Source organism: Candidatus Brocadia sapporoensis, from assembly GCF_001753675.2.
Lineage (GTDB): Bacteria > Planctomycetota > Brocadiia > Brocadiales > Brocadiaceae > Brocadia > Brocadia sapporoensis.
Window position 1 is genome coordinate 1 of record NZ_MJUW02000031.1, and the last position, 26,364, is coordinate 26,364.

Below are 26,364 nucleotides of genomic sequence, written 5' to 3' on the forward strand. Positions count from 1 at the left end.
CCTAACTATTCTGAGAAAATATTCTCTCTCACCATCCGTTTCGCTGAATAGTTACTAAAACCCTGCAAAGAGACGTAATGAACTCAGCGGTCAGAAGGTGTCGTAACTCCTGCAGTAAAGTGATGTGGTGAGCAGCTAGTTGGAAAGTCGTATGTCTTTCCCGCCATGCCTTTCAATCTCTCCATTTCCTTCCATTCTTCTTCTGTGTAAAGGAGTTGGGGCGTTACCGTTTTTTTTAAGATAAATGATTTAATCATGGTATCAAAGATAAACTCAAATTCCCGGGGGCTGATGTTTTTTCCGCCGAGCCCGCTAATAAAAGAGAGTAAAAGAGGTTTGTTCTTCTCATGATATAACGTACCGGCAATTTCTGAATACAAAATTCCTCCCTTTCCCACGCTAATGTTTTGATCAAGGACAGCCACGGTCTTTTTTCCTTCCAGTGCCTCTTTTAAATCTGCTTCCGGAAATGGTCGTATGAGCCTTAGTCTTAAAAGCCCTGCTTTTATGCCTTTCTTCCTGGCCTTTTCCACAGCAGCCTTTCCCAGGGTTGAAAAGGAATTTGTCATAATCAGTACATATTCGGCATCCTCAACCATAAACCTTTCGATGGCATGATAGCTGCGGTCAAATATCTTTTTAAATTCCTCTGAAACTTCATGATAAACATCCAGTGCCTTTATACTGGCCAGGTGCATCTGATATTTGAAATATGAATAGAGTGAACCGCCAATGACCGCCAATCCCTGTGCCATGGGCTGGCTTGCCTTGAAGAAGGCGTGCTTTGGTTGATACGGGGGCAAAAACCTTTCTACCGCATCCCTGCCCGGTATCTCAACGGGTTCCCGCGTAAAGGAAAGATGAAATCCATCCATATTTACAAAGACGGGAAGAAGGACGCGTTCATCCTCTGCCAATCGGTATGCCAGTAAGACCGAATCCAGCACTTCCTGGCAGGTTTCACAGTGAATCTGCAAAAAGCCGGAATCTCTGGCAGCAAGGATGTCGTTATGGTCAGGTTCCAGCGTTATGGGAGCAGACAGACCCCTTGATACATTTACCATTACAAGGGGCACCCGCCATCCTGCTACCGTGTAAAGCATCTCAAAGCCATACAAAAGACCCTGGCTTGACGTTGCGGTAAAGACTCTCGCCCCGGTTGCAGATGCAGCCCCGGCAGCGGCAATCATGGAATGCTCTGAGTCTAAAGAGACAAACCCGGCATCCATAACCCCGTCGGAAATCCACTTTGCCAGGGTTTCGATGATCTCTGTTTGAGGCGTTATTGGGTAAGTTGGTACATAGTCAACCCCAGCCAGTCTTACTCCCCAGGCAACAGAAGCATTGCCGGTAAGCATCTCCCGTGTTTTCAACACTGTACTGTCCTCTCCTCAAAGCTTAAATTTCAAATAAATCATAATAGTCAACATTATCTGATTTACTATGTTCCGGAACCAATGGGTATTGTAACATCCAGCTTGTGCATATTCCCAGAATGATTGCTATTACAAAACTGATCATGGTGCCGATTAATATGTATTCTGCTTCTTTCCGGTGGTTCGATGTCCGGGTCTCGCCAAATCGCAGGATTGATTTCGCCGCAATCAGTAGACCAATGGCTTCAAAATGTTTTAGCAGGACAAATGTTAGTATTAGGATACGCTCCAGACGTCCAATCCATAGCCCGGCCTTTTCCAAACCGTGGGAAGACGTTTCCTTGATTACTTCATTTCGCCATGGTTTTGTGATCCTGCCGATCAACGTGCCGGCTGGCCAGATTACCAGAAGATAGGATAAAATGATAGTCCAAAATCGTACATCTGATGTATGTGAGAACAAAAATATGGCGATTTCAGATGGATCACCCCGTATCAGTAATATCCAGCATCCTAAGAGAATAATAAGATATCCCAGATGGTCCAGCAGAAACAATCGGTTTGTATCCTCTTGTGGAGATGTCAGTCCGTCACGCAAAACGTGTGCAATAAAAATAACGAACGGGAGCCAGATTGCGCTCCACAAGCCTGCAAGAGTATATGCAAGCGCCCCAGCAAATGCCCCATGCATATAAAGCCAGCCAGACCGCCATGTTTTACAGAACTGCGATCCCGTCAGGGAATCTCTCTGAAAGAAAAAATCCGCTACCACGTAAGCTATGACAAGACGTAAGAGTAACGACACATCATCATGATTCAACGGGCAGTGCATTATAAGCTCCTATGTTTATTGTTGTTTATTATAAGTCTCTGAGCTTCCTTCTCGCGGATTGCTTGTTCATATCGATGGCACAGTTTTTCAATGGCCCAGCCACCGGCACTTTTTAAGCGTTGACGAACCGCTGGTTGAGAGACACCAAATTCCTTGGCAGCCTTTTCTTGAGTTAGACCCCGGATTTGTCCGAGTATTGCCTGTGCCTGTTCCCCGGACCATCGGTTTATCAAGGCATCGAGTAAGGCGCATTCTATATCCAGTTCTGCATCAACCTCTCGCCAGGGAGTCCGTATTATCAATCTCTGATCACCTTTCATCTCGTCCAGTGTCTGTCCGGAGCGACGAAACGCCTCACCATCTCCTTCCGACCCGCGGCCGGCAGGAAGAAAATCAATGGATCCAATCCCTATGGCGATCCGTGCATCAAGTGCATAGCGGCGTTGTTTCGTTTTAAAGCCATGGCGTAAACTGGCACGGATAGCAATTGCCGCACGGAAAGCCGTATCTGGTTTGGTTAACACACCCTGGAAACTATCCCCGCGGTGTATTTCAAACGATGCATGTATTCCGTCGGGCATCATATCTTTGATGGTATTAAACGAAGATTTTAAAGCCGACAGGAGACGGCTTCGTTGGCTGGACGTAAGTTTCGACGAATCGACGATATCCCCGGTTATTACAGCATAAAGCTTGTCGTTTTTCATGACCCGTATTTTATGGAAGCTTTCATATTATAAGCCTGCAATATTATAAAAGTAGTATATAAGCCTTAGGGCTTATAAAGCAAGAAAATAATGGTAAATGGCAGAATGTATAAATGGATAATAAAACCTTATTCCCGCGAGATTCAAAAAAAGCGTCGTGTATTGAATAAAAATAGGGATATTTTTGAAATAGAAGTTTTCAGTTGAAAGGTGAAATATGTCAATTTGAGTTCATAGCTCTTTAGCCCGGTATTTAAAATTGTCGCTGAATAGAGATTTTTCATTATAGCCTTGTTCTCATTATGGTGAAAAACGCATTCTCGAAGTGGGAGAACGTTTTCCCATAGACGCTTGTCCGTTTGTAAGCATCAGCATACAGAAGTTTTCCTTCTTTGGCAGCGGTACGAACTTGCCGGAAGAAAAGTTTTCTATCCGGTATTGTTGAGTATTGTAAAATTCGGAAAAATATTTTTGTGCAGGTTTTCCGATATCCAGCAATCTTCGCACAGCTACAATTTAGCTTATTTTGAACTGCCGTACAAACTTTCTCTGTGGGTTTAGCACTATCTTTGATTTGTTCCCATTTTTTGTAGCAAGCGCTGAGGAGCAAGAAATTCTACGGATACATGGTTATAAAATTTTTCAGTAATGTCTTCGGACGAGCGTATAAACCGAAGATCAGGCGCTGTGGATTTGCCTAGCCAGATGTGAGCCAGTTCGTGAGCAAGGGCAAACATTTTGGCTGCTGTGAAATCTTTGCCATGAATAAAGATGTAACGAGCATAATTACCGGTAAGGACAAAGCCGCGAAATTCATCAGAATTTAACGGACGGTGTGTGTTATTCTCAACCACACTATTCGTGGCTAAATAGTGACTGAACGGGAACACGCTTTTTTTGAAAGCGGCAGGGTGGTTTTTCGCTTACGGAAATCTTTTCTTAAAATATTCTGCCAGACTTTTGACAAAAACAAGGTTCTTTTCCTCGTTTTTCCTGTTTCTGCACCATTTTTGACTACTCTGGACACGCCTATCTCCCTGCCATACTATTTTTTCACGTTTTTTAGGCGGCCTTTCGTAGCTTCTCGTGCTTCTTTCGCGCCCTCTCCTGAAGCACGTTGCCCAGCTTGTGTAAATTTGCAGCCACCACTCCCCGTGCACAATATCTTTTAAATGCATGCAACCCCTTGTTCAGACACCAAACGATTGATGTCCGATTTAACTGCTAAGCGCTTACGTCTGAGATTCTGAAACGTCCTGCCCGACTCCCCTGCCTGCTCCTCTCAGTTCTTCCGGCCATTCCTAATCATGATTACCTCCGGTATATACAGACTCAGCAACTCCGTATGCGGCTCAAATATCGAATAACCTTCTCCCTTGTCGGTATCCGCTCGCCTTTTATCACCCTTACTTCGATTAACTCCGTACAGGTCTCTCCATAATCTCAATGTGCTTTTTCAGCATCCCGTGAAAATACTCAAGCCTCTCAATTTTCACGGCACTGATTTGTTGAGAGCACCCTCCCGTAGATCGCCAACGTACTTGCCTCTATCTTTTCACTTACACTACTCGCCAATCCAAGATATCTCTTTGCCCGTTCTTTCGTTGTATCTTCCTTATTCTTTCCCCCGCCAAATAACGCTTTGGCGCTGATCCTCATCAATTTCCTGAGCTCTCTTCTCCAATAGTTGCCCTTGCGCCAGCCCTTCCCCTCCAGAAGCCCCTCTCCTATTGCACCTCTATCACGTCCAGACTCTTGCGTGCCGCATTCCACAGCAAATTCACGTCCTTCGGAAAGTGTACATCGCTCTCCGGTACATACGTATCTTGCCATCTTTTTTCATCCCCCTCAATCCCTTTTTCTCCTAAATTTTATCAACACGCTTCCACGATGACCCAAAAATTTTATACCGCAGTGAAGCCGTAACCGAATTTTTCCTGCTGAGGGGAGAAGAGGGTGTAAAAAAGAAGGTTTTTGCATGGTAATTCTATGACAGATTCCTGTCTCTGGTAACGATCCGATAGGACTGTTATTTATGCCCTTGGGTGTGCCGTATCATATACCTGCTTTAGCCGTTCAGTAGTAATATGGGTGTAGATTTGTGTTGAAGAAAGGTTGGCGTGCCCCAGAAGCTCTTGTACGGACCGTAAATCTGCGCCGTTGTCTAACAAATGAGTTGCAAAACTGTGTCGAAAGGTATGGGGAGAAATATTAAGACTCATACCGGCCATTTTTACATACTTTTTCAGCATCCTTGCCACGCTGCGCTCGGTCAGACGTCCGCCGCGATTATTTAAAAAGAGCGCTTTATTAGCAGAACCTCTTGCGTTGAGATATGATCGTATAGCATCTAAGGCATGCTTCCCAACAGGTTGCAAACGTTCCTTCCTGCCTTTTCCTTTTATTTTGACAACTTCATTAAAAAAATCTATATTCTCAACATCCGTTCCGACCAGTTCACTCACCCTCATACCGGTACTGTACAGGGTTTCCAGAATAGCCCTGTCACGAATGCCCTGCGTCGTGTTCAGCATCGGGAGATTTAAGAGGGTTTCTGCCCCTTTGACACTCATAAAGCCAGGTAGATTTTTTTCCAGTTTTGGCGTCCGAATGTTCTCCACGGGATTACCTTTTACCACGCCCTCACGATACAGAAATTTATAAAGAGACCGGATGGATACCAGTTTTCTGGCAATCGTGGTTTTTGAATAGTTCTTTTTTTTTAAGAAGGCAAGAAAGCTTCTTAATAATAAGCGTGTAACGCTTTCGAGATCATGACAACCTTCCCCGGTTAGAAACGAAAGGTACTGATACAAATCATTTCGATAAGCCCTTAGCGTTTGTGGCGAAAAATTCCTGTTGTGTTCAATGTGAGCAAGATATTTATTGACATAGCTCTGCATAGTTTTAACCCCTCGTTAACAACGTTTCGAATTATCAAAACCGAACGTTTTGCAGCACATCGTGTCAGCAGGATTCAAGGACAAGAAGATTCACATACCAATTCCTTCTCCACGTAACTAAAATCTGACGAATCTTAACATACTCATAGGAATATGACAAGGACAATACGGCATTTTAAGGCGCTTTACCGGCGATTTACCTTGACAAAATTTTCCATCATATCTAGAATTACTCACCGTAACCGCAATTTCCCGTCTTCCGTTAAAAATAAGAAATTCTGTATCAAAAAAATCTGAATTTATTATGAACCAGTCACAACCAGAAAAAGTCTGACGATATCCATGGATTCCAGAAAAAACATAATCGGTGAAGTTTTTGTCCGTGAAGTCGGAAATGCCTGCACACCTGTAGAAGCATTTTGCAGATTCTCTTCACAACCAAATCTGTTTTTTCTTGACAGTGCCTTACCCGTAGCAGGGATTTCGCGATATTCCTTTTTGGGTTTTAATCCTTTTTTAATTATGAAGGCAAAACAACGTAAAATCACTTTGACTGACAAGAGTGGCACCCTTGAAATTGAAGGAAACCCTTTTGAGCACCTTCGCGAACTGCTCAAGCAGTTTTCATTAAAAAATACCATGGAATCCGCTCCTTTTGAATGCGGTGTGGTTGGATATTTTGGCTACGATTTGCGCCTTTTTATAGAAAGAGTATCCATCAGGGCGGTTGACGATATTGCACTGCCTGACATGTACCTGGGATTTTATGATACGATTATAACATATGATAATTTCCTGCAGAAATGTTATGTAATCGGAGTAGACTTCGGTTTGGATAATACCCTGCAAGGCAGAATGGAACACCTTGAGGAAGTATTGAGCAGGAAACCCGATGTTGCACAGGAAACAGGGTATGACAAATCCGATGCGGAAATATCCGAACCCATGCTGAAATATAATTTTCCAAAAGAACGCTATATCGATGCAATCCGGCGTATTAAGGATTACATCGCCGCCGGCGATGTTTATCAAGTCAATCTCTCTCAACGAATAGAGACGCATATTGATATTCCCCCCTACAAACTGTATAAAAGATTGCGTTCGGTAAACCCAGCCCCATTTTCCGGCTATTTGGGCTTTGATGAGGTTGCCATTATCAGTTCCTCGCCGGAACGGTTTCTCAAAATGAATGACAGACATGTTCAGACCCGTCCCATCAAAGGCACCCGGCCCAGAGATAAGGACCGTAATACAGACGAGTTTTTGAAACAGGCATTGCTTTTGAGCCCAAAGGATGACGCAGAGCTCACCATGATTATTGATCTGGAGCGTAACGACCTTAGCCGCGTGTGCGATTATGGTTCCGTCAAAGTCACAGAGAGGAAGGTTTTGGAAGCCTATCCCACCGTGTATCATCTGGTAGCCACGATTGAAGGAGATTTGTATGAACAATATGATTTCATCGATCTGCTGAAAGCTACATTTCCCGGTGGTTCCATTACCGGAGCGCCAAAGATCCGTGCCATGCAGATCATTGATGAACTGGAACCCACCCAGCGAAGTGTATATACAGGAGCCATCGGTTATATCGGGTTCAATGGGAACGCAGACATGAACATAGCCATACGCACGTTTATTATGAAAGGCAACACCGTGTACTTCCAGGTGGGAAGCGGCATTGTGGCGGATTCTGATGAAGAAGAGGAATATGAAGAGACGATGCACAAGGCCAGCGCCCTCATTGAATCATTAAAGATGCAGAATTCCATGAACAAAAGCAGTGGTGCATGATGACATCCACGCCAAACGTTATCTTCTTAAATGATGCCATTGTGGATGAAACTGAGGGCCGCTTGAGGATTCTTGACCGGGGTTTCCTTTACGGAGACGGGCTTTTTGAGACCCTGAGAACCTATGAAAAAAGACCCTTTCGGCTCGACTCTCACGTAACACGTCTCACGAATTCCGCACGGTATTTTGACATCCCTTTTCATTATACGACTCAGAACCTTCAGCAGATTATTGAACAACTCCTTACCAGGAATAAACTGCGGGACGCTTATGTCCGGATGACGTTGTCTCGCGGATTTGGGACGAATGGACTCGTTCCAGCAGGTATATGCCAACCTACCTTTTTGATTCATACAAAACCGTTTACCGCGTATCCTGCCTCATTCTATAAAACAGGCGTATCGCTTATCACCTCTTCCATACGGCGAAGCGCCACGTGTCCCATTTCAAACCACAAGACGCTCAGCTATTTGACGAATTACCTTGTTAAAAAAGAGGCTATTGCCCAGGGCGCTCACGACGCGCTCATTTTGAATACGGAGAGTCATGTCTCCGAATGTGCCGTTAGCAATATCTTTCTTGTTGAAAGAAATACCGTGATTACCCCTTCCCTGAAGGCTAATCTCCTCCCCGGCGTTACCCGCGGGACAATCCTTGAACTCTGCAAGAGAAATGGCGTGCATGCGTCTGAAGAGTTGTTTGGGTTAGAAAGGGTATTGGCTGCCGATGAGGTCTTTCTTACGAACTCTCTGATGGAAGTAATGCCGGTCTCTGCAATCAATGGAAAAACCGTAGGAAGGCTTGTTCCCGGCGTTATAACAAGCCTTTTACACAATGAGTACCAGGCATTAACCCACTGATTTCTAAATAAAATATCTGCTATTATTACTCATTCGTCAGGGATACAGGCCTCTTACCGAGATTGCGGCTGCAACCCTTTTAACGGCAATTGTCATAGCTGCAGTGCGCATGCTCAATTTCTTTTCCTGAGAAAGGGAGTGGACTTCTTCGTAAGTGCAATCGAGGATGTTCTTGAGCTTTTCATTCACCTCACGTTCACTCCAAAAATAGCGTTGAGCATCCTGCACCCATTCAAAATAGGAAACAACCACACCTCCGGCATTCGCCAGAATATCTGGAATGACGGGTATTTTGCGTTTGGCCAACCGCTGGTCAGCTTCTACTGTTGTGGGTCCGTTGGCGCCTTCAACAATAAGCCGCGCCCGTATTTTATCCGCATTCTCTTCGGTAATCTGATTGCTCATTGCCGCTGGCACCAACACATCGCACGGCAGTTCCAGCAATGATTCATTTGTCATCCCTTCGGCATTGGGAAAACGATCAAATGATCCATTTTCCTTATAATATTTGATGAGTGCGGTATGGCTAAGACCCCTTGGGTTATAAATTCCTCCTTTCGAACTACTCACGGCAACAACCCTGCATCCCATTTCGTTGAGGAATTTTCCAACGGCAGACCCCACATTCCCATACCCCTGAATTATCACTTTGAGGTTCTTCAGATTCATTTTCTTATATTTCACGGCATGGGCAATTGTATAGGCAATACCAAGACCCGTCGCATGAGTCCTACCCAAAGAACCTCCGATATTAACAGGTTTGCCGGTAACAATTCCCGGTGTATAATAACCATTGTTTATGCTATACGTATCCATTATCCATGCCATGACTTGTTCATTGGTATTTACGTCAGGTGCAGGAATGTCCTTTTCGGTTCCGATGATAGGCATGATTGCATACGTATAACGGCGCGTAAGCCTTTCCAGTTCTCCTTTTGAAAGAGTCTTGGGATTACAAATAATACCCCCCTTGGCGCCCCCAAACGGCACACCAACCAAAGAGCACTTCCACGTCATTTCCATCGCCAGTGCCTTTAAGTTATTAAGGGTGAGCTCCGGGTGATAACGGATGCCGCCTTTGTATGGACCCCTCGCTGCATTGTGCTGCACACGAAATCCGGTAAAAACTCTCAGAAAACCATTATCCATCCGTATCGGAATAGAGACGGTTAACATCCGGTCAAAATTCCTGAGCACTTGATGGATGTCCTCAGAAAGCGGTATCCGTTTTGACACCTGATCAAATTGTGCTAATGCGGTTTCCCATGCATCAGATATCATGGTGTTCTTTGGCATACTTCTAATCCATCTTCATGCTTTGGAGTTTTTCGGACTACAGATACTCATTACGGCCAAGAATAAATCAGAATATTTTGTCCCTTCTGAAAGCGGGGTATTGATGAATGCTCTTAAATGGGTATCCATACTTAAAAGTTCTTCGGTACCTTGGGAAATGCAAGTGGTACACTTTGGTATTTAATCTGAACCATTTCTCCTGTCAGCGCTTTCATAAATTCAATAAGATCATTGACCTCTTGGCCGGTTAAATTTAAGGCGTGAATGTCGGCGCTCTTATTCTCACTTCTTCCGCCACCCCCATTATAAAACTGTACTACTTCAAACAACGTGGGGAAAAATCCATTATGCATATAAGGGGCTGTATCGGTAATATTTCTCAGGGTGGGCGTTTTGAATGCCCCTTTATCAGACTCGTTCCTGGTAACATTATACCGACCTAAATCTTCTTTGAGCGGGCCATCTGGCGGTACACCGATATTATGGAATTTGTTGTCGGTAAAATTCGGTCCGTTATGGCACTTGATACATTCAGCCTTGCCTTGAAACAAATCCATACCGCGCTTTGCCGATTCACTCATAGCATGCACATCGCCTTGCATATACCGGTCAAAAGGCGAATTGGCATACACTACCGTTCGCTCAAAGGCAGCAATTGCCTTGGCTATGCCGTCAGCAGTTACACCGGTTCCAAATACCTCCCGGAAGGCCTTGACATACTCAGAAATCCCGCTGAGCTTTCGTACGACATTATCGAGCGTTTCAAACATCTCGTTCGGGTTCTGGATGGGACCTAATGCCTGTTCTTCTAAGGTAGCCGCCCGGCCATCCCAAAATTGAAGATCGTTGTAGGCAGTATTAATGATCGTAGGTGAATGTCTCCCGCCTTCCTTTGACGTCGGGCCACCCAGTATCCTGGGCAATCCATCTGCAAAACCTAAGACCGGGTTATGGCAGGTCGCACAACTAATCCAGTTATTCCCTGAAAGACGAGGATCAAAATAGAGCTTCTTGCCCAATTCAACCTTTGCTTCCGTCTGCGGATTATCAGCAGGAATGGTTACTGGCGGAAGAGGGCCGATAGGCGGGAAAAGAGGGAAATCACTGGCATAAATTCCTTGTATGGTTAAAATCAGTCCGACAATACCACTAAAAAAAGATTTTGTAGCTCGTATCATAATCATCTTGACGAACCTCCTTTCATAGAAATCGTTTAATGCACAGAAAAACCGCCATCCACACAAAGAACCTGCCCGGTAATATAATCTGATGCCTTTGATGCCAGAAATACTACCGGACCGGAAAGATCCGCTGGCTTGCCAATTCTCTTTAAAGGTATCCTGGAAACGATAATATTTTTTAGTTTTTCATCTTGTAACATTGTTTTTGTCATCTCCGTTTCCATGGTATAGGGGGCAATGGCATTTACCGTAATATGATATTTTGCCCATTCAATGGACAGCGCCCTTGTTAACTGGATTACTCCGCCTTTGCTTGCGCAATACGCTGCAGAATTGGTGGCTCCAAACATCCCCAGGACGGAACTGACATTTATGATCTTCCCCTGTTGCCGTTCGACCATATGCCTGCCCACTACCTTTGAACACAGATAGGTACTGGTAAGATTGATTTCTAACATTTTACGCCAATCCTCTAGAGAAAATTCAAGGAACGGGCCGCCAAGAAACGTACCTACATTATTCACCAGGATATCGATGGTATTCAATTCCGTCAAAACTTTCTCCACCATCTTATCTACATCTTCCTGCCGGGTAACATCCGCAGCAATCGGTATAGACTTAACGCCATTTTCCAGAATCTCCTGTGCTGTGGCTTCAATGTCAGATTGAGTGCGGCTTGCTACGGCAACATGAGCGCCTGACTCAGAGAGTGCCAGGGCCATCGATTTTCCCAGGCCTTTCCCGGCGCCTGTAACCAACGCGACCTTATCACGCAAACTGAAGAGTTCAATGCACATATTTACTTCCTCCGTTTCTTATCGTATGAGTACAGCCCGATGCTGTCTCATCCGGTATGTAGCTGTTTCGCCTTGGCCTAACTCTTGCCTTACAAATGTTTTGCTCAGGTAGTAACTCACCCGGTACCGCAATAACAATGCAGAGCTCATCGTGGGTACCACGGTTACTCTTTCAAGTTATGTCTTCGGTACAGGGTGGCATGAACAAACTTGTTTGTCCATGCCACCCTGTAACTCGTTTAAATAAAACGAAAGCTCCTGTACAATCAAGCTATTTCAGCAAACTATTGATATTAAAATCCGGTTCCAATATCTCTTCTTTATGGTTCTCAATGTCTACCTTCTTTTCCATCAGTTGCGCCAAGTCGGATGCATTTTTATTATCCCCCAAGAGAATTGCGCCCACAAGTCTTTTCTGCTTTATAAAGAGCTTCTTATAAAGACACTTCTCAGGATTTGTCCGTTTGATCTGTTCGACGCCGTTATCCTCTGAGAGTATATCACCCATTGAAGTCAGTCGAATGCCTGCCACCTTCAGTGTCGTTGACGGCACCGTACCCCCATATATTTCATGCCCTCCGGCCATATTAATGCCGGCAACGACCCCTTGTCTTTGCGCAGCCGGCCAGATCCCGTATATTCTTCCTTTATATTCTGCAACATCCCCGGCTCCATATATGCCGGGAATATTCGTTTCCAAATGATCATTCACAAGAATGCCTTTATTCACAGATATGCCAGCCGTTCTGGCCAGGATAATATTTGGCACAATACCTGCAGAAACCAGAATGAAATCACTTTCAATAATCCTTCCGTCCGCTAACTCAAGGATTTTTTTGTGGCCTTTCTCCCGGATGCATTTGGATTTGGCGTCCAAAATAAATGTAAGCCCCATTCCCTCCATCTGTTTCTGTAACGTAGCGGCGCCTTCCCCGTCTAATTGTCTGGGAAGCAATCGATCGGAAACTTCGACAACGGTCACGGATGTCCCCAGTTTTCTGAGTCCATTTCCTGCTTCGATGCCCAACAGCCCACCGCCAATAAGGGTGGCCGTCTTTGCGTTCGTGGCGCAGCGCCTGATGGCCATTACGTCTTCTACCGATCGTAGCGTAAAAACTCCTTTGACCGTGTCAATCCCTTCAATGGGAGGCAGGGCGCCTCTGCTACCCATTGCCAATAACAATTTGTTATACGTAAAATTCGACCCATCTGTTAACAAAATTTTGTGATTCCCGGAATCGATCTCTTTTACAACACTGTTTAGAGATAATTGGATTTTGTTCTTATCATACCACTCGCGGTTGTAAACGAAAAATGTATCCAGAGCAATTGTTCCTGCCAATAATTCTGGTATTCTGGGCCTGGAATAAAAGGGATAATGCTCCTGCGTAAAAATCTTTATTTCTGCCAAAGGATCCCTTTTGCGGATGGTCTTTGCCGCTTCTGTTCCGGCTACTCCGTTACCAATAACAATATATTCTGTACCCACAACACCACCTATCTAAGGTTCATGAAAAAGATTTTTCAGACATCGCATACGAACTTTACCGGCCGAAACTAATTCCTATCGATTCCGCTACTTTTACCAATCCTTCCTCCGTTGGCACCTTTTTCTGGCCTTGGGTGACCTCGCTTAGCGAAACTGACTCAATCCTTTTCCCCCGCAAACACACCATCTCGCCAAATCGTTTATTAGCAATCAGATCCATCGCTGCCACACCAAATTGAGTTGAAAGGATACGGTCAAAGGCACAGGGAGACCCTCCTCTCTGCACATGTCCAAGGACGGTGACGCGCACTTCCCTGCCATGACAACTGATATTAGCTCCAACTTTATTTCCGAGACCACCAAGACGTTCTGCGCTGCCTCCCGTTTCCGCGGGACATAATATCGAAATATCCCCTCCTACAGGTTTTGCGCCTTCAGCCACAACCACAATACTCGATCTGCTGCCACTGTTTTTACGATCGTCAATCTTCTTGCATACTCTTTCCATATCAAATGGGATTTCCGGAATGAGAATTACATCAGCACCGCCACCAATCCCCGTTTCTAAGGCTATCCATCCTACATAGCGGCCCATGACCTCTACCACCATAACCCGATGATGGCTTTCTGCGGTGGTATGTAATCGATCGAGGGCATCCGTGGCTGTTTGTACGGCAGTCCGAAATCCAAACGTAACATCTGTTGCCAGAATATCATTGTCAATAGTCTTTGGCACCCCAACAACCGGACAGCCCCGCTTAAATAATTCATAGGCAATCTTTAATGTGCCGTCACCACCAATAACAATCAGGGCATCCAAGCCCATCGATTGAATATTGCCCAACACCTCACGGGAAATATCCCGCGTCTCAGACCTTCCGTCTATTGTGATCTTATATTCAAAGGGATTCGCCCTGTTCGTTGTACCCAGCATAGTCCCGCCAACCGAGAGAATTCCCCGGATGCTCTGTGGTGTTAAGTCCCGCGTTTTATCCGGCAAAACAAGCCCTTCAAAACCGTCCTCGATTCCTGTTACTTTGTAGTCGTACTTCTCCGATGCCGATTTAACAACGGCGCGGATGACGGCGTTCAATCCCGGACAATCCCCTCCACCTGTCAAAACACCAACCTTCTTCATTGCGTACCACTTTCCTTTCGTATCATTTGCATCGTAAAACAGGAGATATGCCTAGTGTAGCATTTCACAAAAATGTCTCCGTATTATATTGTCATTGCGAGCGGCAGCGAAGCAATCTTAAGTCTTTTGTAAACAACAGATTGCTTCGTTGCTCCACTCCTTGCAATGACATTTGCTTGTGTACAGGTTTTATGAAACGTTATACTAGTTGCCTTCTTCTCTGCCGAAGCCGGAGAAAGGGATGCTTGCCTTAACCGGGTTCTTGGGCAGGACGCATGCACCTGTGTACCCCAACCAGAACAGGTTGGAAAAGATAAAATCCAAAGTGTGAAATTCTCGAGTTAACCCTGTCAGGGCTTAAAAATCCCGACACGGTTAATTTTATGTTTTGCTAAAGGATATTAAAATGCCTGATTAACTTTAGAAGACCTTTATGGCCTCTTTTTCAAGACGAGTTTTCGTACGTATCCTGCCAAAACCCGTATCTCCACGGGTTTCAGCTTGTCACTCCATCTGGGCATCTTGTTCTTACCGTTCGTAATGGAATTTAAAATCTCTTCGTCTTTTTTTGTGCTCTGCCACTCCGGATCTGTAAGATTGGGGACTTTCAGTTCATGTCCCCTCTTCGTGCCGTTACCATCCTCGCCATGACAGGTGGCACAATGATATTCAAACAATTTCTTTGGATTAACTTCTTCTCCCTCTTGTCCCGAGACAGATGAGAACCCGGAACATAAGCTAAAGAAGGCAAGAAAAAATGCATGGTAAGCTATCGTTCGTTTCACATTAACCATATCTCAAAACTCCCCGATGAGCTTTTTATTTCTTTCCGAAACCTCTGACAACGGAAACTAACGCCTTGATTTCCTCCTGCGTCAATTTTTCTTTGAATGGCATCATCTTTTCCGGTGTTCCATTGTTAATTTGCCTGATGATCTGTTCGTCGGTCGTCTTTGCCTGCCATTCAGCATTCGCAAACTCACGCGCCCCCAGGCCTGTCCCAAGGTCGGTAGGATGACCGTTCTCCCCATGACAGGTTTTGCAATGGGTCATATACACTTTTGTTGCATCGATGTTTGATGCTCTTGAAATCGATATTCCAGAAAAATAGGTAGCTGCTCCTACGATGACGGACAGCGATACTCCTGCTAAAATCCCTCTTCTATCCATGTCTTTTTCTCCTAAAAATTAACGATGTTAAAGAAGCGAAACAGCCAACACTGATATTCGCAGCACGGTATAGCCACTTCTCAAGAAACCATCCACATTCATCTCCTGCATTGTGGATATCTCATTCTTCATACGTAAGAACCCGGATAATACCCATGGTGCCACCATCCGTGTTTGTAGTGCTGTCACACACAGAAATTACTTTTTTGATCTTGTTCTGCTGAAGAAATTCATTTACGGATCTATCCAGTTCCACTAGCTCGTTATGAACTTGAAATATCTTGAGAGGCGAAGTAAAGGTTTTCACTTTCACCATAGAGCGACTCCTTTGTAAAATGTGCAGAGAGAATTTATTTGGTTACGTTCACCTCTTTTGTGCCCTCCCAGATGCCATGGAGATTGCAACGGCTAAACACCCGAAGTGGTCTCTTGCCCGCATGATGCAAGACGATACTCATCGAAACCTCTGGCTTACTAAGTTCCGCAGTAAAATCCACTCGTGAGATATAAATGTGGCCGCAATAGAGGTCGACAAACTGAATGAAGTGACCGTTTTCCATACCATGAGGCACTTCTCCCACTTTTATAATAACCGTAAAGGGCTGTCCTGCCTTCACAACGTCCGGCACAGAAATCACAGGCACATGTTTTTTGGCCGTATCCGCCGGGCCGGTAGCTAAGGTATTGACCTGACAAAACAATGTACTCTCTGATGTCATGTATTCCTCCATAATAAAAATGTTGAAAAATTACATACTGCTTTTATGCAGCGATGCAGACACCATTTTGATTGCTTTTACAGGGCACGCCGGAATGCATCGTCCGCATTTGTTGCAGATGTGTTGCAGAATCTCTGCCTTCTCAGACTTCATAACGATCGATTCCACAGGACAGACGTGCAGACATTCTTCACAACCAACACACCCAGCCTTATCCACAACAATATTCATTTGAATATCTCGCCGGGGAATGATGCTGCATCCCTGCTGCCTCCGGCAAAAGGTTATAAGATTTATTCGGTCTTGACTTCTATCTTCCGCGGCTTTACATGCTCTGCTTTAGGCAAGACAAGAGACAAAACACCATCTGACATCTTCGCTTCGATTTTATCGCGATTAATTGCGTCTGAGATAACAAAATGCCGGTGATAATGTCCGACGGAGTATTCGTTATACAGCACCCTTTCATCGCGAAATGATTCCTGGGCAACCTCACCATTGATAATTAATTCATTATCCCGGAGGTCAATCATTACATTCTCCGTACCTACTCCCGGCATATCAATCAAAATCGTGAAATTGTCCGGCGTTTCATAAATATCAGACTGAGGAAAATACCAGTCGCCCTTTCCCGTAACAACACATTTGTCAGGAGTGATCTTCTTTTTTTCAACGGACGGATGTTCTTTTGTTTCCATAAACCAGCGCCTCCTTTTTCGCTAGGCTTTCTGAATCATCACTTGTTTGGGTTTTGCCTCGGGGGCCCTCGGGAGCGTTACCAGCAAAACACCATGTTTATACGATGCTGTTACCTTTTCTACATCCACTTTCTCAGGCAACATAAGGGAACGGGCAAATGTTCCATAGTTTCTTTCCCGGCGCAAATAAGTCGCCCTTGCTGCGGGGACAACAGGTTTTCGCTCTCCCTTGACCGTCAAAACATCGTTCACCACCTGAATGTCCAGAGCGTTAATCTGGATTCCGGGAAGTTCTGCACGAACAAAAACGTTTTCCTCATTTGCCGATACAATAATCGGGGGAAATTCCATAGATGAATATCCTTCCACCTGAGGCGCAGAGCTTAAAATATCTAATAAATCGCTCATTTCCTTCTGGATATGAGTGAGGCTATTAAGCGGACCTGTCCTGCCCCATCTTATAAGACTCATGAAAAGTCACCTCCTCTCGGTTTCATAAATGTGTTAAATATAAGCAAAAACCTTGTAATCGATTTTTTTTGTCCAGGATTTTGGATATATTGCTCTAAATTCTCGGATTAACTTCGTTTGTATTTTTAATCTTTCTGTAATCCTGAATGCACGAATCATTTCTTCTGGAGCGATAGCCAATACAACGTTTCATAAGAACCTATGCACAAGCAAATGTCATGAGAGGAGTGGTACGACGAAGAAATCTGTTGTTTACAAAAGACTTAAGATTGCTTCGCTGTCGCTCGCAATGACAATAACATATGGAGACATTTTTGTAAAACGCTACACTAGTTACAATAGTCTTTCATCGTTTGGCCTTTCGGAAAGGCCAAAATAACAACTGATGATTCTACACGAGAATGGAGAATTAGCAATAAAAATGCTAATAGAAAAATCGTTCGCAACGGGGGAATACGCCGGTAAGGATTTTCTGTGATCGGCCATTCTTATGATTTAACAAATCTTTTGCCCGATAATTGTTTTGCCAACTTTTTTATTTCAAGGATAAGCAAGGTACTGGTCACAACGGAAGCAGGAAGTTTTGTTATACGGATAATTTCATCAATATCTCTCGGGCTGCTGGACAGGAGTGAAAATATCTTTTTTTCCTGGGAGTTCAGCAAGAGGTTCCTTGGGTCGGTCGCGAAAGATGCTTCGCTATCACCCAGGGCTTCTGCAAGCGGCCCCAACTCCTGAATAATGTCGGAAATATCCTCGACGAGCTTGGCGCCATCCTTAATTAATTTGTGAGTGCCCCGGCTGTATATATTATCAATATTGCCGGGTATCGCAAACACCTCTTTTCCTTGCTCGAGCGCCCACTGTGCCGTTATCAGAGAGCCACTTTTTAATGATGATTCGACCACAAGTACGCCCAGTGACAAACCGCTGATCAGCCGGTTTCTCGGTGGGAAATTACGAAAATCAGGAGGTGTCTTCATGGAAAATTCGGATACAATTGCGCCCTGCTGAGCGATTTGTTCTGCCAGTTCGATGTTTTCTCGTGGGTAAATGACGCCCAGACCACTGCCGAGTACCGCAATGGTACGTCCATGGGAGGCAATAGCGCCACGGTGTGCAGCGGCATCTATGCCGCGCGCCATGCCACTGACAATACAAAGCCCTTTTTGCGCAAGAAGCCGGGCAAAACGTTCGGCCTGTGACAATCCGTAATAGGTGCAGCGCCGTGCACCCACAATAGCAAGAGCAATGACGTCTGTTTCCAGGATACTGCCCTTGACATACAGAACGAGTGGTGGATCATAAATGGTTTTAAGATGTTTTGGATATTGCTCGCTGGTATACGGCAGGATTTGAACTCCCATCTCCCTGGCCAAGTCAATTTCAGCCCCAATATCGATGGTTTTCGATTCCTCTACGATGGCGCTTGCGAGCTTCGGGCCAATGCCTGGCACGGACTCTAATTCTGCCCTTGGGGCATCAAGAATTGCTTCTGAAGAACCGAATCTTTCCAGGAGCGTTTTGTATGTCCTTATCCCGATCCCCCTGGTCATATTCAGACGCAAGAGGGCATCAAATTCTGTCAAGGTTATCTCCTCATAAAAACAACATGCGGGCTATCACAACAATACACACACCATGTGCTATCTGTTAAAGAGGTTGGTTTAATACTCGGTATAAAATTTCTTCCGTTACCTGGTCTGAGATAATGACCTCACCGATTTTTATTGGGAGAATAAACCGGAGCCTGCCGGCAATGGCCTTTTTATCCGTGTACAGGGCGCTGACAATATCCTCAGATGGTAAACCGGTATGAAGTGTCAATCCTAGCCGCCTGACTAATGAAAGTTGCCGTTCCAGCACCAGCGGATCGGTTAGCCCCATTTCCATGGCAATCTTTGTTGCATACAGCATTCCTATGGCTACTGCCTCCCCGTGTCTGTATCGTGTGTAATTCGTTACTGTTTCAATGGCATGCCCTATAGTATGTCCGTAATTTAATATAGCCCGCAGGTGTGTTTCCTTTTCGTCCTCTTCCACAACCTTTGCCTTGATCTTACAGGAAGTAGAAATGATGTTTACCAGCGCATTGTGGTTCAATTGCAGAATATCATACAGGGAATTTTCTATAAAGGCGAATAATTCAGCGTCCCGAATGACGCCGTATTTGATGACCTCCACCAGTCCCGCCACCAGTTCAACGGCCGGCAAGGTCGGGAGGGTGTCAGTATCAATAAACACCGCCCTGGGCTGATAGAAACTTCCAATCATGTTTTTCCCCCTCGGATGGTTCACGGCTACCTTACCACCAATACTGCTGTCGACTTGAGCAAGAAGTGAAGTAGGCACCTGAATAAAGGGAATACCACGCATGAAGGTTGCTGCAACAAAACCGCTGATGTCACCCACGACACCTCCGCCTAAAGCAACTATCAGGGAATTTCTATCCAACTGATGATCAAAACACGCATTGTAAAGCATCATTGCCGTATCAAGGGTCTTCTGCTCTTCACCCGGTTGTAATACGATGCGTCTGACATTAAACTTTTTCCGGGAAAGGCTTTCAGATACAATATCTCCATAAACCCTGTCGATGTTTTTGTCCGTAATCAGGAGTGTCTTGCAGTGACCCTTCTCCTGAATCAGGATATCACCAATTCGCTGGAGGAGTTCTTTGTCTATCAGGATGTTATACCCATTGGAGGATAAATTAACACGTATGGTTTCCATATATTTTTATGAGCTCCCGGAGAGACCGTACATAAACGTTCAGGTTAATATTTACCATAGATTCAGCTCGTTTTACAGAAAAAATGCATAGCGCAGCAAAGCCGCAGCCAAATCCTCCTCCATCGATGGAGGGCAAAAAACTTGCAAAAAATTTTTACACGGTAATGCTACAAGTGCATTTCACAGCAAGCGGCTGAACAGCGAGTTTAAAAATCATCACGCCGGGGAATAATTGCTTACCTCGGCACCAAAGCCCAGATACGGCACTGTCCTCCGGATCCACCCTCAATCTTAATGGGCGCCACAATAAGAGTGAATTTACTGGGCGGCAACGTGTCAAGATTGGCCATATTTTCCAGAATAAATTTTCCGGCGCGATTCATCACGTGATGAACCTGGAAGGTCGAACAGTTTCCGCAATCACCACTCAGGGTATCAATACCAACACCCTTCACATGCCGTTTTTCTACCAGAAAGACGGCCACTTCCTTCGAATAACCGGGAAAATGCATAAAGCCGGTCATGTCCCGGTTTTTGTACTCCTCAAAATTATGCCATCGCTTACCCCAGCCGGTATGCAATAACACTATCGAACCATCGGGTATCTGCCCATGGGTCTTCTCCCATTGCTCAATATCAGATAACAAAAGCACATAATCATGATCTTGCCCTGCCTTGCCGGTTATGTCTATCATAACAGCCGGTCCGACCAATTGTTCAAATGGAATTTGATCTACCGAGGCCTGATTCAGTTCAAAATGGTTGGGTGCATCGAGATGAGTACCCAGATGTTCCGGCGTACTGTATCTGCCGAAAAATACCATATCCTTTTTTATGTTCGCAATGCCCTCATACCTGAACGGAGTATAGTTTCCCACCGGCCAGTAAGCATTCTTTTCATTCAGGGGATAAGTCAAGTCAACAACCGATGCCTTGCCTTCCATTACATCTTCAAGAATACCCGCATGCAGGTATGGTTTCCAGAAAATCAACATTACCCCAAGGGTAACCGTTCTCACAAAAATATTCATCCTGTGTATCTCCTTAACCACGTAATCCTGAGCTGACAAAACGAGACCATCATTAAACCTGCTTTAATCCATTATTTCCATAGTTTTTTTCAGGAGTACTCCCAGGAGCAGTGAGTTAAATACAAATTGCAACGTATAGGGAAACGAAGCAAATTAGTATACATGCAAATGCATTGTGAGAATGGCAGCCTGAAGCAATCTCCCGCGCCCGTATTGTTTAGCGGAGTTTACACGAAACAATGCGGACGTGCTCGCAATGATAACGTTCTTTTGCGTTCGTTGCAGTAAAATAAAAACAGGGCTAAAAAATATTTCTGGCGGCTTTTTTCAGTAGAAAATCTGATTGTTGTAAAGCTGCAGGAAAAGGGGTGCTCTGTTGGAAGGCATGACACCTATTTCTCTTTAAATTCATGCGCATGTTCAAAATAAGCCCGCAATATCTCGCCAACGCTCCATGCCTGGGAGATGCAGCCACGGGCGATATGGGGATAATCACCATCAAAGATCTCGGAAATTGTTCCTAGTCCGGCATCAAACAGATGTGTATGAAATGGCAAAAAAAGCCTTTTGATATAGGTTGCCGTCCCTTCCTCTCCTGCATATGCCCTGGCATAGGCTGAAATGTACGGGCCGATCAGCCATGCCCACACCGTGCCCTGGTGGTATGCCCTGTCTCTTTCGTAAGGATTCCCACAATAACGGCCAAGGTAGTCCCGGTCTTTCGGTGATAAACTTCGCAAGCCAAACGGCGTTAACAGATGCTCCTTTACAACCTCAACAACTCTTCTCTGCTGCGCCAGTGACAGCATTGAATAAGGCAAGCTTACTGCAAATATCTGGTTCGGGCGAATGGCAGTATTTCTTGTCTCGCCATCAATGTAGTCATAGAGATATTGCCCCACGTCATGCCAAAAGACATTGCGGAATGATGTCGCTACTTTTTCGGCGAAAGTATCATACCTTACATTTTCTTCCGGTAAATTCATTTCATGTGCAAGGAACGACAAAATCTTCAGGGCGTTATACCACAAGGCATTGATTTCCACTGCCTTCCCCCGCCGGGGCGTTACCACCCAGTCGCCCACCTTTGCGTCCATCCAGGTTAGTTGCACCCCCTCAGCGCCAGCATAAATCAAACCATCGGTATCCATATGGATGTTATACCGGGTGCCCTTTTCATAATAATCAACAATCTCTTGTAAAACGCCATACAAGTCTTTCCGAATCGTTTTCAAATCCTTTGTATATTGCACATACTGATATACCGCATGGATATACCACAATGACGCATCAACGGTATTATACTCAGGCTGCTCCCCATAATCGGGAAAGCGGTTTGGTATCATTCCCTTGTCTGCATACTCGGCATAAGAAAGTAAAATCTTCCGCGCATCTTCAAACCTGTTATGCACAAGGGTTAGTCCGGAGAGGGAGATCATTGTGTCGCGGCCCCAGTCCCCAAACCAGTGATATCCGGCAATAATGCTCTTTTTGTCGTCTTCGCGCTGAACGATAAAGCTGTCCGAAACTGCCGAAAGGGATTCGACCAGTTCCGTGATTTTTGCCTCTTCCCCTTCATCCAAGCCTTGTGAAGGAGGGGAAATGAGGGGATTGGTTTGATTATTGAGGTGTTTCACTCCACCGGTATTTTTCCTGCGAGAGACTTCTCTGCGGAAAAGTTCAAAAACATCTACCGAATCGTGCGCCTTTGTAGATGCCACAACAAAGAAATCCGACCCCTTGTTCAAATCAAAATGCAAGGCAAATGGACTGAAATGATCTTCATGAGCCTCAAGACCGCGTTCCATCTCCTTTGGATATTCCATGTTCTTATACCAGAAGGAAGCATTGTCTGTTGTGTGGGCATTATGAAAAAGATAGAGGGGCGGAAGCGTATCATAGGGTTGTATCGATATCCCGTTGGCGAGGACTTTATAATCGGTTTTCAGATGAGGATTCTCATGAGTAACGCAGTGATAGTCGCGAAATGCGATCATAGCCCGCACCTTTAAAACAGGGGCGAGCGGCTGTTCTTTCCTGTCCTGTACCTGATAAAGAATTACCGTAGTGTTTTCCCCGTGAACCATGAATACCGTTTTTTTGATCCGTATGCCGTTTACCGGATAGTCGAAGGCTGGAAAGGGATTCAAGTAGAACCGGACAAGATTCTTATATCCTTCCGGATAGATTGTATTGGGATAGATATTGGTAGAAAGCGGTATCTCCTTCCCTTCGATACAGAGAAACTCTTCGAGCTTGGTGAGCAGCAGGGTGCGTCCCAGAGGCGGGCGTGTGGCGGCCATGAGAAGACCATGATACCGCCGGGTATTTGCCCCAGCTATTGTTGACGAGGCATACCCGCCGATACCGTTTGTTTCCAGCCATTCCCTTTCAAGGGAAACGGTAATCTGTTGACAGACTTCTTTTGCTAAAACGATGGTCATTACGAGTAGACCTCAAGGTTGGCGCTTCACGACAAAGTTAACTCAAGCGCCACAGGATAGGTGGCTAATAATTCCAGTGAAATACAGAGCGCTACCCCACCGGTGACAATCATTGTAATCCTGTACCGGATGGTTTCGAACTGCGTTGAGACGCCACAAAAGAACAGGATTAAAGTGAAGAGTACCGTAATTCTGGTATAATTACCAGAATTTTTATTGAATCGCCTTACCTCCTCAGACTTTTGCGCAGATCCTTCACCCAACCGTTTTGCTCCCTGCTCTGGTTCAAGGCAATATTCGCCCGTAACAAAAGGTTGCGGAAGGCGCCTGGGAGACCCGAAACGGCTTTGCGGCAGCTATGCATCGGTTGCCGGCTTTGCTTCAGGTCTGAAACGCTTATAAAAAAATCTGCAAGAAAATCCCTGTGACGTTTCTTGCTTTTGAGATATTCTACAAAGAGTATTCCATCAATTGTTCGCAGTTGTCCCGCGCGTATGGTTTGTTCAGAACTCTTGCATCCTGGGGCATTCACGGCACTGAGCCGAAATGTCTGGGTTCCACACCGGAGTATTACCTGATATGCACATCAGGCAGGGGCTATTGTTGCCGCGGAAATCACGATGACTGTTGCCTATTCTATAGCATGTTTGTAGTGGCCTTTTTTATCGATCTTTTTTACCTCGTTTTCTTCCGGTGACATGCTTTAAGTCAATACCGATATGGGTAGCGTGCATTCAGAGGGATTAGGGCTTTTCAATCTGCGCTTTCGCACGTTCCTTCATCTCCCTTTGCACCATACAACGCTGATAGGCTACATAGTACTTAAGGATATTCCCCACGTACTGCACCGTTTCCTGACCAACCTCTTTTGCAGCGACAATCTCGACATTTTTAAACCACGTGTTGTTGTCCAATCCCATAGCAGTTGCCTTCTTGCGCAAACCGGCGATGCGGGTTGGGCCTGCGTTGTAAGCAGCAAAAGCAAATATCTGGCGATTAAAAGGATCAATCCCGGGATCATTGAAGTACCGGTCACGGATGTGCTGCAGATACTTCACGCCGGCGTTAATGTTGTTCTCCAGGCGCTCAACATGCTTGATGTCAATGGGATGCCCCTCCGCTGTGCTCGGCTTGATTTGCATCACACCAACCGCACCAGCGGGGCTACGCAAGCTTTGGTCCAGCCTGGACTCCTGGTACGCCTGTGCACCGATCAGCAGCCAGTCAAATGCATACGTGTCGGCGTACTTGCGGATCAGGGCCGCCGTCTCGTTGAACCGCTGGATTTCTGTTGCGGAAAGCACATTGCGCAGGTAACTCGTGTCTTTCAGATACCGCTTGATCAGGATATTGCCGAAGGTGGTGCCCTTTTTGTGTCCCTTGACAAACTCATTCATGACCTCTTTAAGTCGAGGGTTGTTCTTGCGTACAGCCCACGCAATACTGCCTCCCGTGCGCAGAACAAGATTTTCATGCACACGCAGGTTCGCAAATATTTGCTGCCAGAATTCGGCAAGGTGGCTGTCGACTACCGTTGCTGGAATCAGGCCAGAGTTAACCATCTCGAGAAGGTCTTCGTCTTCCAGATTTTCGTCAACCGTTGTAATAACGGCCTCTGCCCTGCCTGTAGTTTTAAGCGACGCATTGAGTCCTTCAAGGCTTTCGTAATAGCTGCTTGATCGTCTCACGAAAACTTCCATGCCAGAGAGATCGTTCAGCGAGGCAAGCGCCGGCAAACCGGAATCAGTTATGACAAGTTCGCGTACGTCTTTCACTATTGGATCTGAAAAATCCACAAGATCAAGCCGCCCGCCTGTGATCGTCAAATTGGCTGCAGCAATATCACCCCGGCCCTCGATCAGCCCGGTGATGAGCTGATCACGTCTGACGGGAATGAAGACAACGTGAATTTTTCTGGATTTGGTCTTCTCCCGTTCGTTGACAAACTTCTCAAACTCCTGGAAAGCGTCATAAGTAATGCCACGCTGACGACCACGATCAATGAAGTACGACGTCTTCCCAAACACGACAAGGACACGGATGATACGTCTTCCAACCATCTCGTCATAATCGCCGGTCAATGGCTGCATAATCCGCCCGGCAACATCGAATGGTGGATTCGTAGTAGCTTCCAGTGCCCTTGTGCACGATGCAAACAATACGAGAATGCCGATACACCCCAGTAACCGAATACGTTGTTTTGCCATAGTTTCTTCCCCTCCTTCTTCAGCTTACTGTTGGACAATTTTTTTGCCGGACAAGTTAAAGAAACCGTAAATATCTTATTGTTCGTAGACTTGCGACATTTACTCCGTTGGATTTTCTATTGCGAATCACTTGTTTTTACCAAAGTGTTGAGTCTATTAAATTTAAATTTTGGTAACCCTTTAGTATTTTGAAAAACCATCGTAAAAAGCTCCGTTAGGAGCGATATGGTTATAGACAAACCATTATGCCGCAATCAAGCTCCATCGGAGTGGCATGTTGTTTCTGTGTTTCAGATGTCGCTCCGATGGAGCTAAGATTTTGTGTGTCGCATTTTTCTATAAACAGTTTACCCCTACGGGGCTATCTTTCAAAGAACTAAATTGTTGCAAATTTTAAAAAAATAGTGAAAAAACGTAACTATTCAGCGAAACGGATGGTGAGAGAGAATAATTTCTCAGAATAGTTAGGAGCCGATAGGGAAAACGGGCAGACGGGAAAATCCCGAAGGGATGACATGATT

General features: G+C 45.3%; 26 protein-coding genes. 2 read left to right on the forward strand and 24 right to left on the reverse strand.

The window, feature by feature from the left end; translation table 11 throughout:
- Positions 1 to 83 precede the first annotated feature (83 nt).
- The 6 genes from BIY37_RS02870 to xerC form a co-directional block, all read right to left on the reverse strand.
- Positions 84 to 1,376 (reverse strand): pyruvate synthase, encoded by a 1,293-nt coding sequence (locus BIY37_RS02870; protein ID WP_143299139.1) that lies wholly within the window; start codon positions 1,374 to 1,376, stop codon positions 84 to 86.
- A gap of 22 nt (positions 1,377 to 1,398) precedes the next feature.
- Positions 1,399 to 2,208 carry a DUF3307 domain-containing protein gene (locus BIY37_RS02875; protein ID WP_070066337.1) on the reverse strand — a complete coding sequence of 270 codons (810 nt, stop codon included), beginning with the start codon at positions 2,206 to 2,208 and terminating at the stop codon, positions 1,399 to 1,401.
- Positions 2,208 to 2,915 (reverse strand): SatD family protein, encoded by a 708-nt coding sequence (locus BIY37_RS02880; protein WP_070066338.1) that lies wholly within the window; start codon positions 2,913 to 2,915, stop codon positions 2,208 to 2,210. The genes BIY37_RS02875 and BIY37_RS02880 overlap by 1 nt, the downstream gene beginning before the upstream one ends.
- A 563-nt stretch (positions 2,916 to 3,478) precedes the next feature.
- Entirely contained in the window at positions 3,479 to 3,805 is a 327-nt protein-coding gene (locus BIY37_RS02885; RefSeq protein ID WP_080324798.1) for an ImmA/IrrE family metallo-endopeptidase, read from the reverse strand.
- Positions 3,806 to 4,400: 595 nt separating this feature from the next.
- Positions 4,401 to 4,748, reverse strand: coding sequence for a hypothetical protein (locus tag BIY37_RS02895; RefSeq protein WP_070066341.1), 348 nt, complete (start codon positions 4,746 to 4,748; stop codon positions 4,401 to 4,403).
- Positions 4,749 to 4,948: 200 nt separating this feature from the next.
- Entirely contained in the window at positions 4,949 to 5,818 is an 870-nt protein-coding gene (gene xerC, locus BIY37_RS02900) for a tyrosine recombinase XerC (protein ID WP_070066342.1), read from the reverse strand.
- A gap of 342 nt (positions 5,819 to 6,160) precedes the next feature.
- Between xerC and pabB the strand changes: the two genes are divergently transcribed.
- Positions 6,161 to 7,609 carry an aminodeoxychorismate synthase component I gene (gene pabB, locus BIY37_RS02905; protein WP_070066343.1) on the forward strand — a complete coding sequence of 483 codons (1,449 nt, stop codon included), beginning with the start codon at positions 6,161 to 6,163 and terminating at the stop codon, positions 7,607 to 7,609.
- On the forward strand, positions 7,606 to 8,469 hold the full coding sequence (gene pabC / locus BIY37_RS02910; protein WP_070066344.1) for an aminodeoxychorismate lyase: 864 nt from the start codon (positions 7,606 to 7,608) through the stop codon (positions 8,467 to 8,469). Before pabB ends, pabC begins: the two co-directional genes overlap by 4 nt.
- Before the next feature lie 36 nt (positions 8,470 to 8,505).
- Here the strand turns inward: pabC and BIY37_RS02915 are convergent, their stop codons facing one another.
- The 18 genes from BIY37_RS02915 to BIY37_RS03000 all read right to left on the reverse strand — a co-directional run bounded on the left by BIY37_RS02915 (position 8,506) and on the right by BIY37_RS03000 (position 25,843).
- Positions 8,506 to 9,765 (reverse strand): Glu/Leu/Phe/Val family dehydrogenase, encoded by a 1,260-nt coding sequence (locus tag BIY37_RS02915; RefSeq protein ID WP_230402418.1) that lies wholly within the window; start codon positions 9,763 to 9,765, stop codon positions 8,506 to 8,508.
- A gap of 131 nt (positions 9,766 to 9,896) precedes the next feature.
- Complete coding sequence (locus BIY37_RS02920) at positions 9,897 to 10,949, reverse strand: cytochrome-c peroxidase (RefSeq protein ID WP_230402419.1); 1,053 nt, start codon at positions 10,947 to 10,949, stop codon at positions 9,897 to 9,899.
- Positions 10,950 to 10,978: 29 nt separating this feature from the next.
- Entirely contained in the window at positions 10,979 to 11,743 is a 765-nt protein-coding gene (locus tag BIY37_RS02925; RefSeq protein WP_070066346.1) for an SDR family NAD(P)-dependent oxidoreductase, read from the reverse strand.
- Between the two features lie 271 nt (positions 11,744 to 12,014).
- Positions 12,015 to 13,232, reverse strand: coding sequence for an NAD(P)/FAD-dependent oxidoreductase (locus tag BIY37_RS02930; protein WP_179129247.1), 1,218 nt, complete (start codon positions 13,230 to 13,232; stop codon positions 12,015 to 12,017).
- Between the two features lie 55 nt (positions 13,233 to 13,287).
- Positions 13,288 to 14,370, reverse strand: coding sequence for an ATP-dependent 6-phosphofructokinase (locus tag BIY37_RS02935; protein WP_070066347.1), 1,083 nt, complete (start codon positions 14,368 to 14,370; stop codon positions 13,288 to 13,290).
- Positions 14,371 to 14,801: 431 nt separating this feature from the next.
- Positions 14,802 to 15,164 (reverse strand): c-type cytochrome, encoded by a 363-nt coding sequence (locus BIY37_RS02940; protein WP_070066348.1) that lies wholly within the window; start codon positions 15,162 to 15,164, stop codon positions 14,802 to 14,804.
- A gap of 25 nt (positions 15,165 to 15,189) precedes the next feature.
- On the reverse strand, positions 15,190 to 15,540 hold the full coding sequence (locus tag BIY37_RS02945; RefSeq protein ID WP_070066349.1) for a c-type cytochrome: 351 nt from the start codon (positions 15,538 to 15,540) through the stop codon (positions 15,190 to 15,192).
- A gap of 121 nt (positions 15,541 to 15,661) precedes the next feature.
- Positions 15,662 to 15,856 (reverse strand): hypothetical protein, encoded by a 195-nt coding sequence (locus BIY37_RS02950; protein WP_070066350.1) that lies wholly within the window; start codon positions 15,854 to 15,856, stop codon positions 15,662 to 15,664.
- A gap of 34 nt (positions 15,857 to 15,890) precedes the next feature.
- On the reverse strand, positions 15,891 to 16,259 hold the full coding sequence (locus tag BIY37_RS02955; RefSeq protein ID WP_070066351.1) for a class II SORL domain-containing protein: 369 nt from the start codon (positions 16,257 to 16,259) through the stop codon (positions 15,891 to 15,893).
- A 30-nt stretch (positions 16,260 to 16,289) separates the two neighbouring features.
- The gene (locus BIY37_RS02960) at positions 16,290 to 16,490 is read right to left on the reverse strand and encodes an indolepyruvate ferredoxin oxidoreductase subunit alpha (RefSeq protein ID WP_070066352.1); all 201 of its coding nucleotides are present in this window, start codon (positions 16,488 to 16,490) and stop codon (positions 16,290 to 16,292) included.
- A gap of 62 nt (positions 16,491 to 16,552) precedes the next feature.
- Positions 16,553 to 16,957, reverse strand: coding sequence for an Hsp20/alpha crystallin family protein (locus tag BIY37_RS02965; protein ID WP_070066353.1), 405 nt, complete (start codon positions 16,955 to 16,957; stop codon positions 16,553 to 16,555).
- 21 nt (positions 16,958 to 16,978) lie between these two features.
- Complete coding sequence (locus BIY37_RS02970) at positions 16,979 to 17,428, reverse strand: Hsp20/alpha crystallin family protein (protein WP_070066354.1); 450 nt, start codon at positions 17,426 to 17,428, stop codon at positions 16,979 to 16,981.
- Positions 17,429 to 17,916: 488 nt separating this feature from the next.
- A complete protein-coding gene (dprA, locus tag BIY37_RS02975) occupies positions 17,917 to 19,017 on the reverse strand; it encodes a DNA-processing protein DprA (protein WP_080324800.1) in 1,101 nt (366 codons plus the stop codon).
- 64 nt (positions 19,018 to 19,081) lie between these two features.
- Positions 19,082 to 20,161 (reverse strand): 3-dehydroquinate synthase, encoded by a 1,080-nt coding sequence (gene aroB, locus BIY37_RS02980; RefSeq protein WP_070066355.1) that lies wholly within the window; start codon positions 20,159 to 20,161, stop codon positions 19,082 to 19,084.
- 236 nt (positions 20,162 to 20,397) lie between these two features.
- Positions 20,398 to 21,192 carry a cyclase family protein gene (locus BIY37_RS02985; protein WP_070066356.1) on the reverse strand — a complete coding sequence of 265 codons (795 nt, stop codon included), beginning with the start codon at positions 21,190 to 21,192 and terminating at the stop codon, positions 20,398 to 20,400.
- Between the two features lie 392 nt (positions 21,193 to 21,584).
- Positions 21,585 to 23,636, reverse strand: coding sequence for an amylo-alpha-1,6-glucosidase (locus BIY37_RS02990; RefSeq protein ID WP_070066357.1), 2,052 nt, complete (start codon positions 23,634 to 23,636; stop codon positions 21,585 to 21,587).
- Positions 23,637 to 23,662: 26 nt separating this feature from the next.
- Complete coding sequence (locus tag BIY37_RS13070; protein ID WP_143299140.1) at positions 23,663 to 23,899, reverse strand: hypothetical protein; 237 nt, start codon at positions 23,897 to 23,899, stop codon at positions 23,663 to 23,665.
- A gap of 480 nt (positions 23,900 to 24,379) precedes the next feature.
- On the reverse strand, positions 24,380 to 25,843 hold the full coding sequence (locus BIY37_RS03000) for an MltF family protein (RefSeq protein WP_070066359.1): 1,464 nt from the start codon (positions 25,841 to 25,843) through the stop codon (positions 24,380 to 24,382).
- Positions 25,844 to 26,364: the final 521 nt, after the last annotated feature.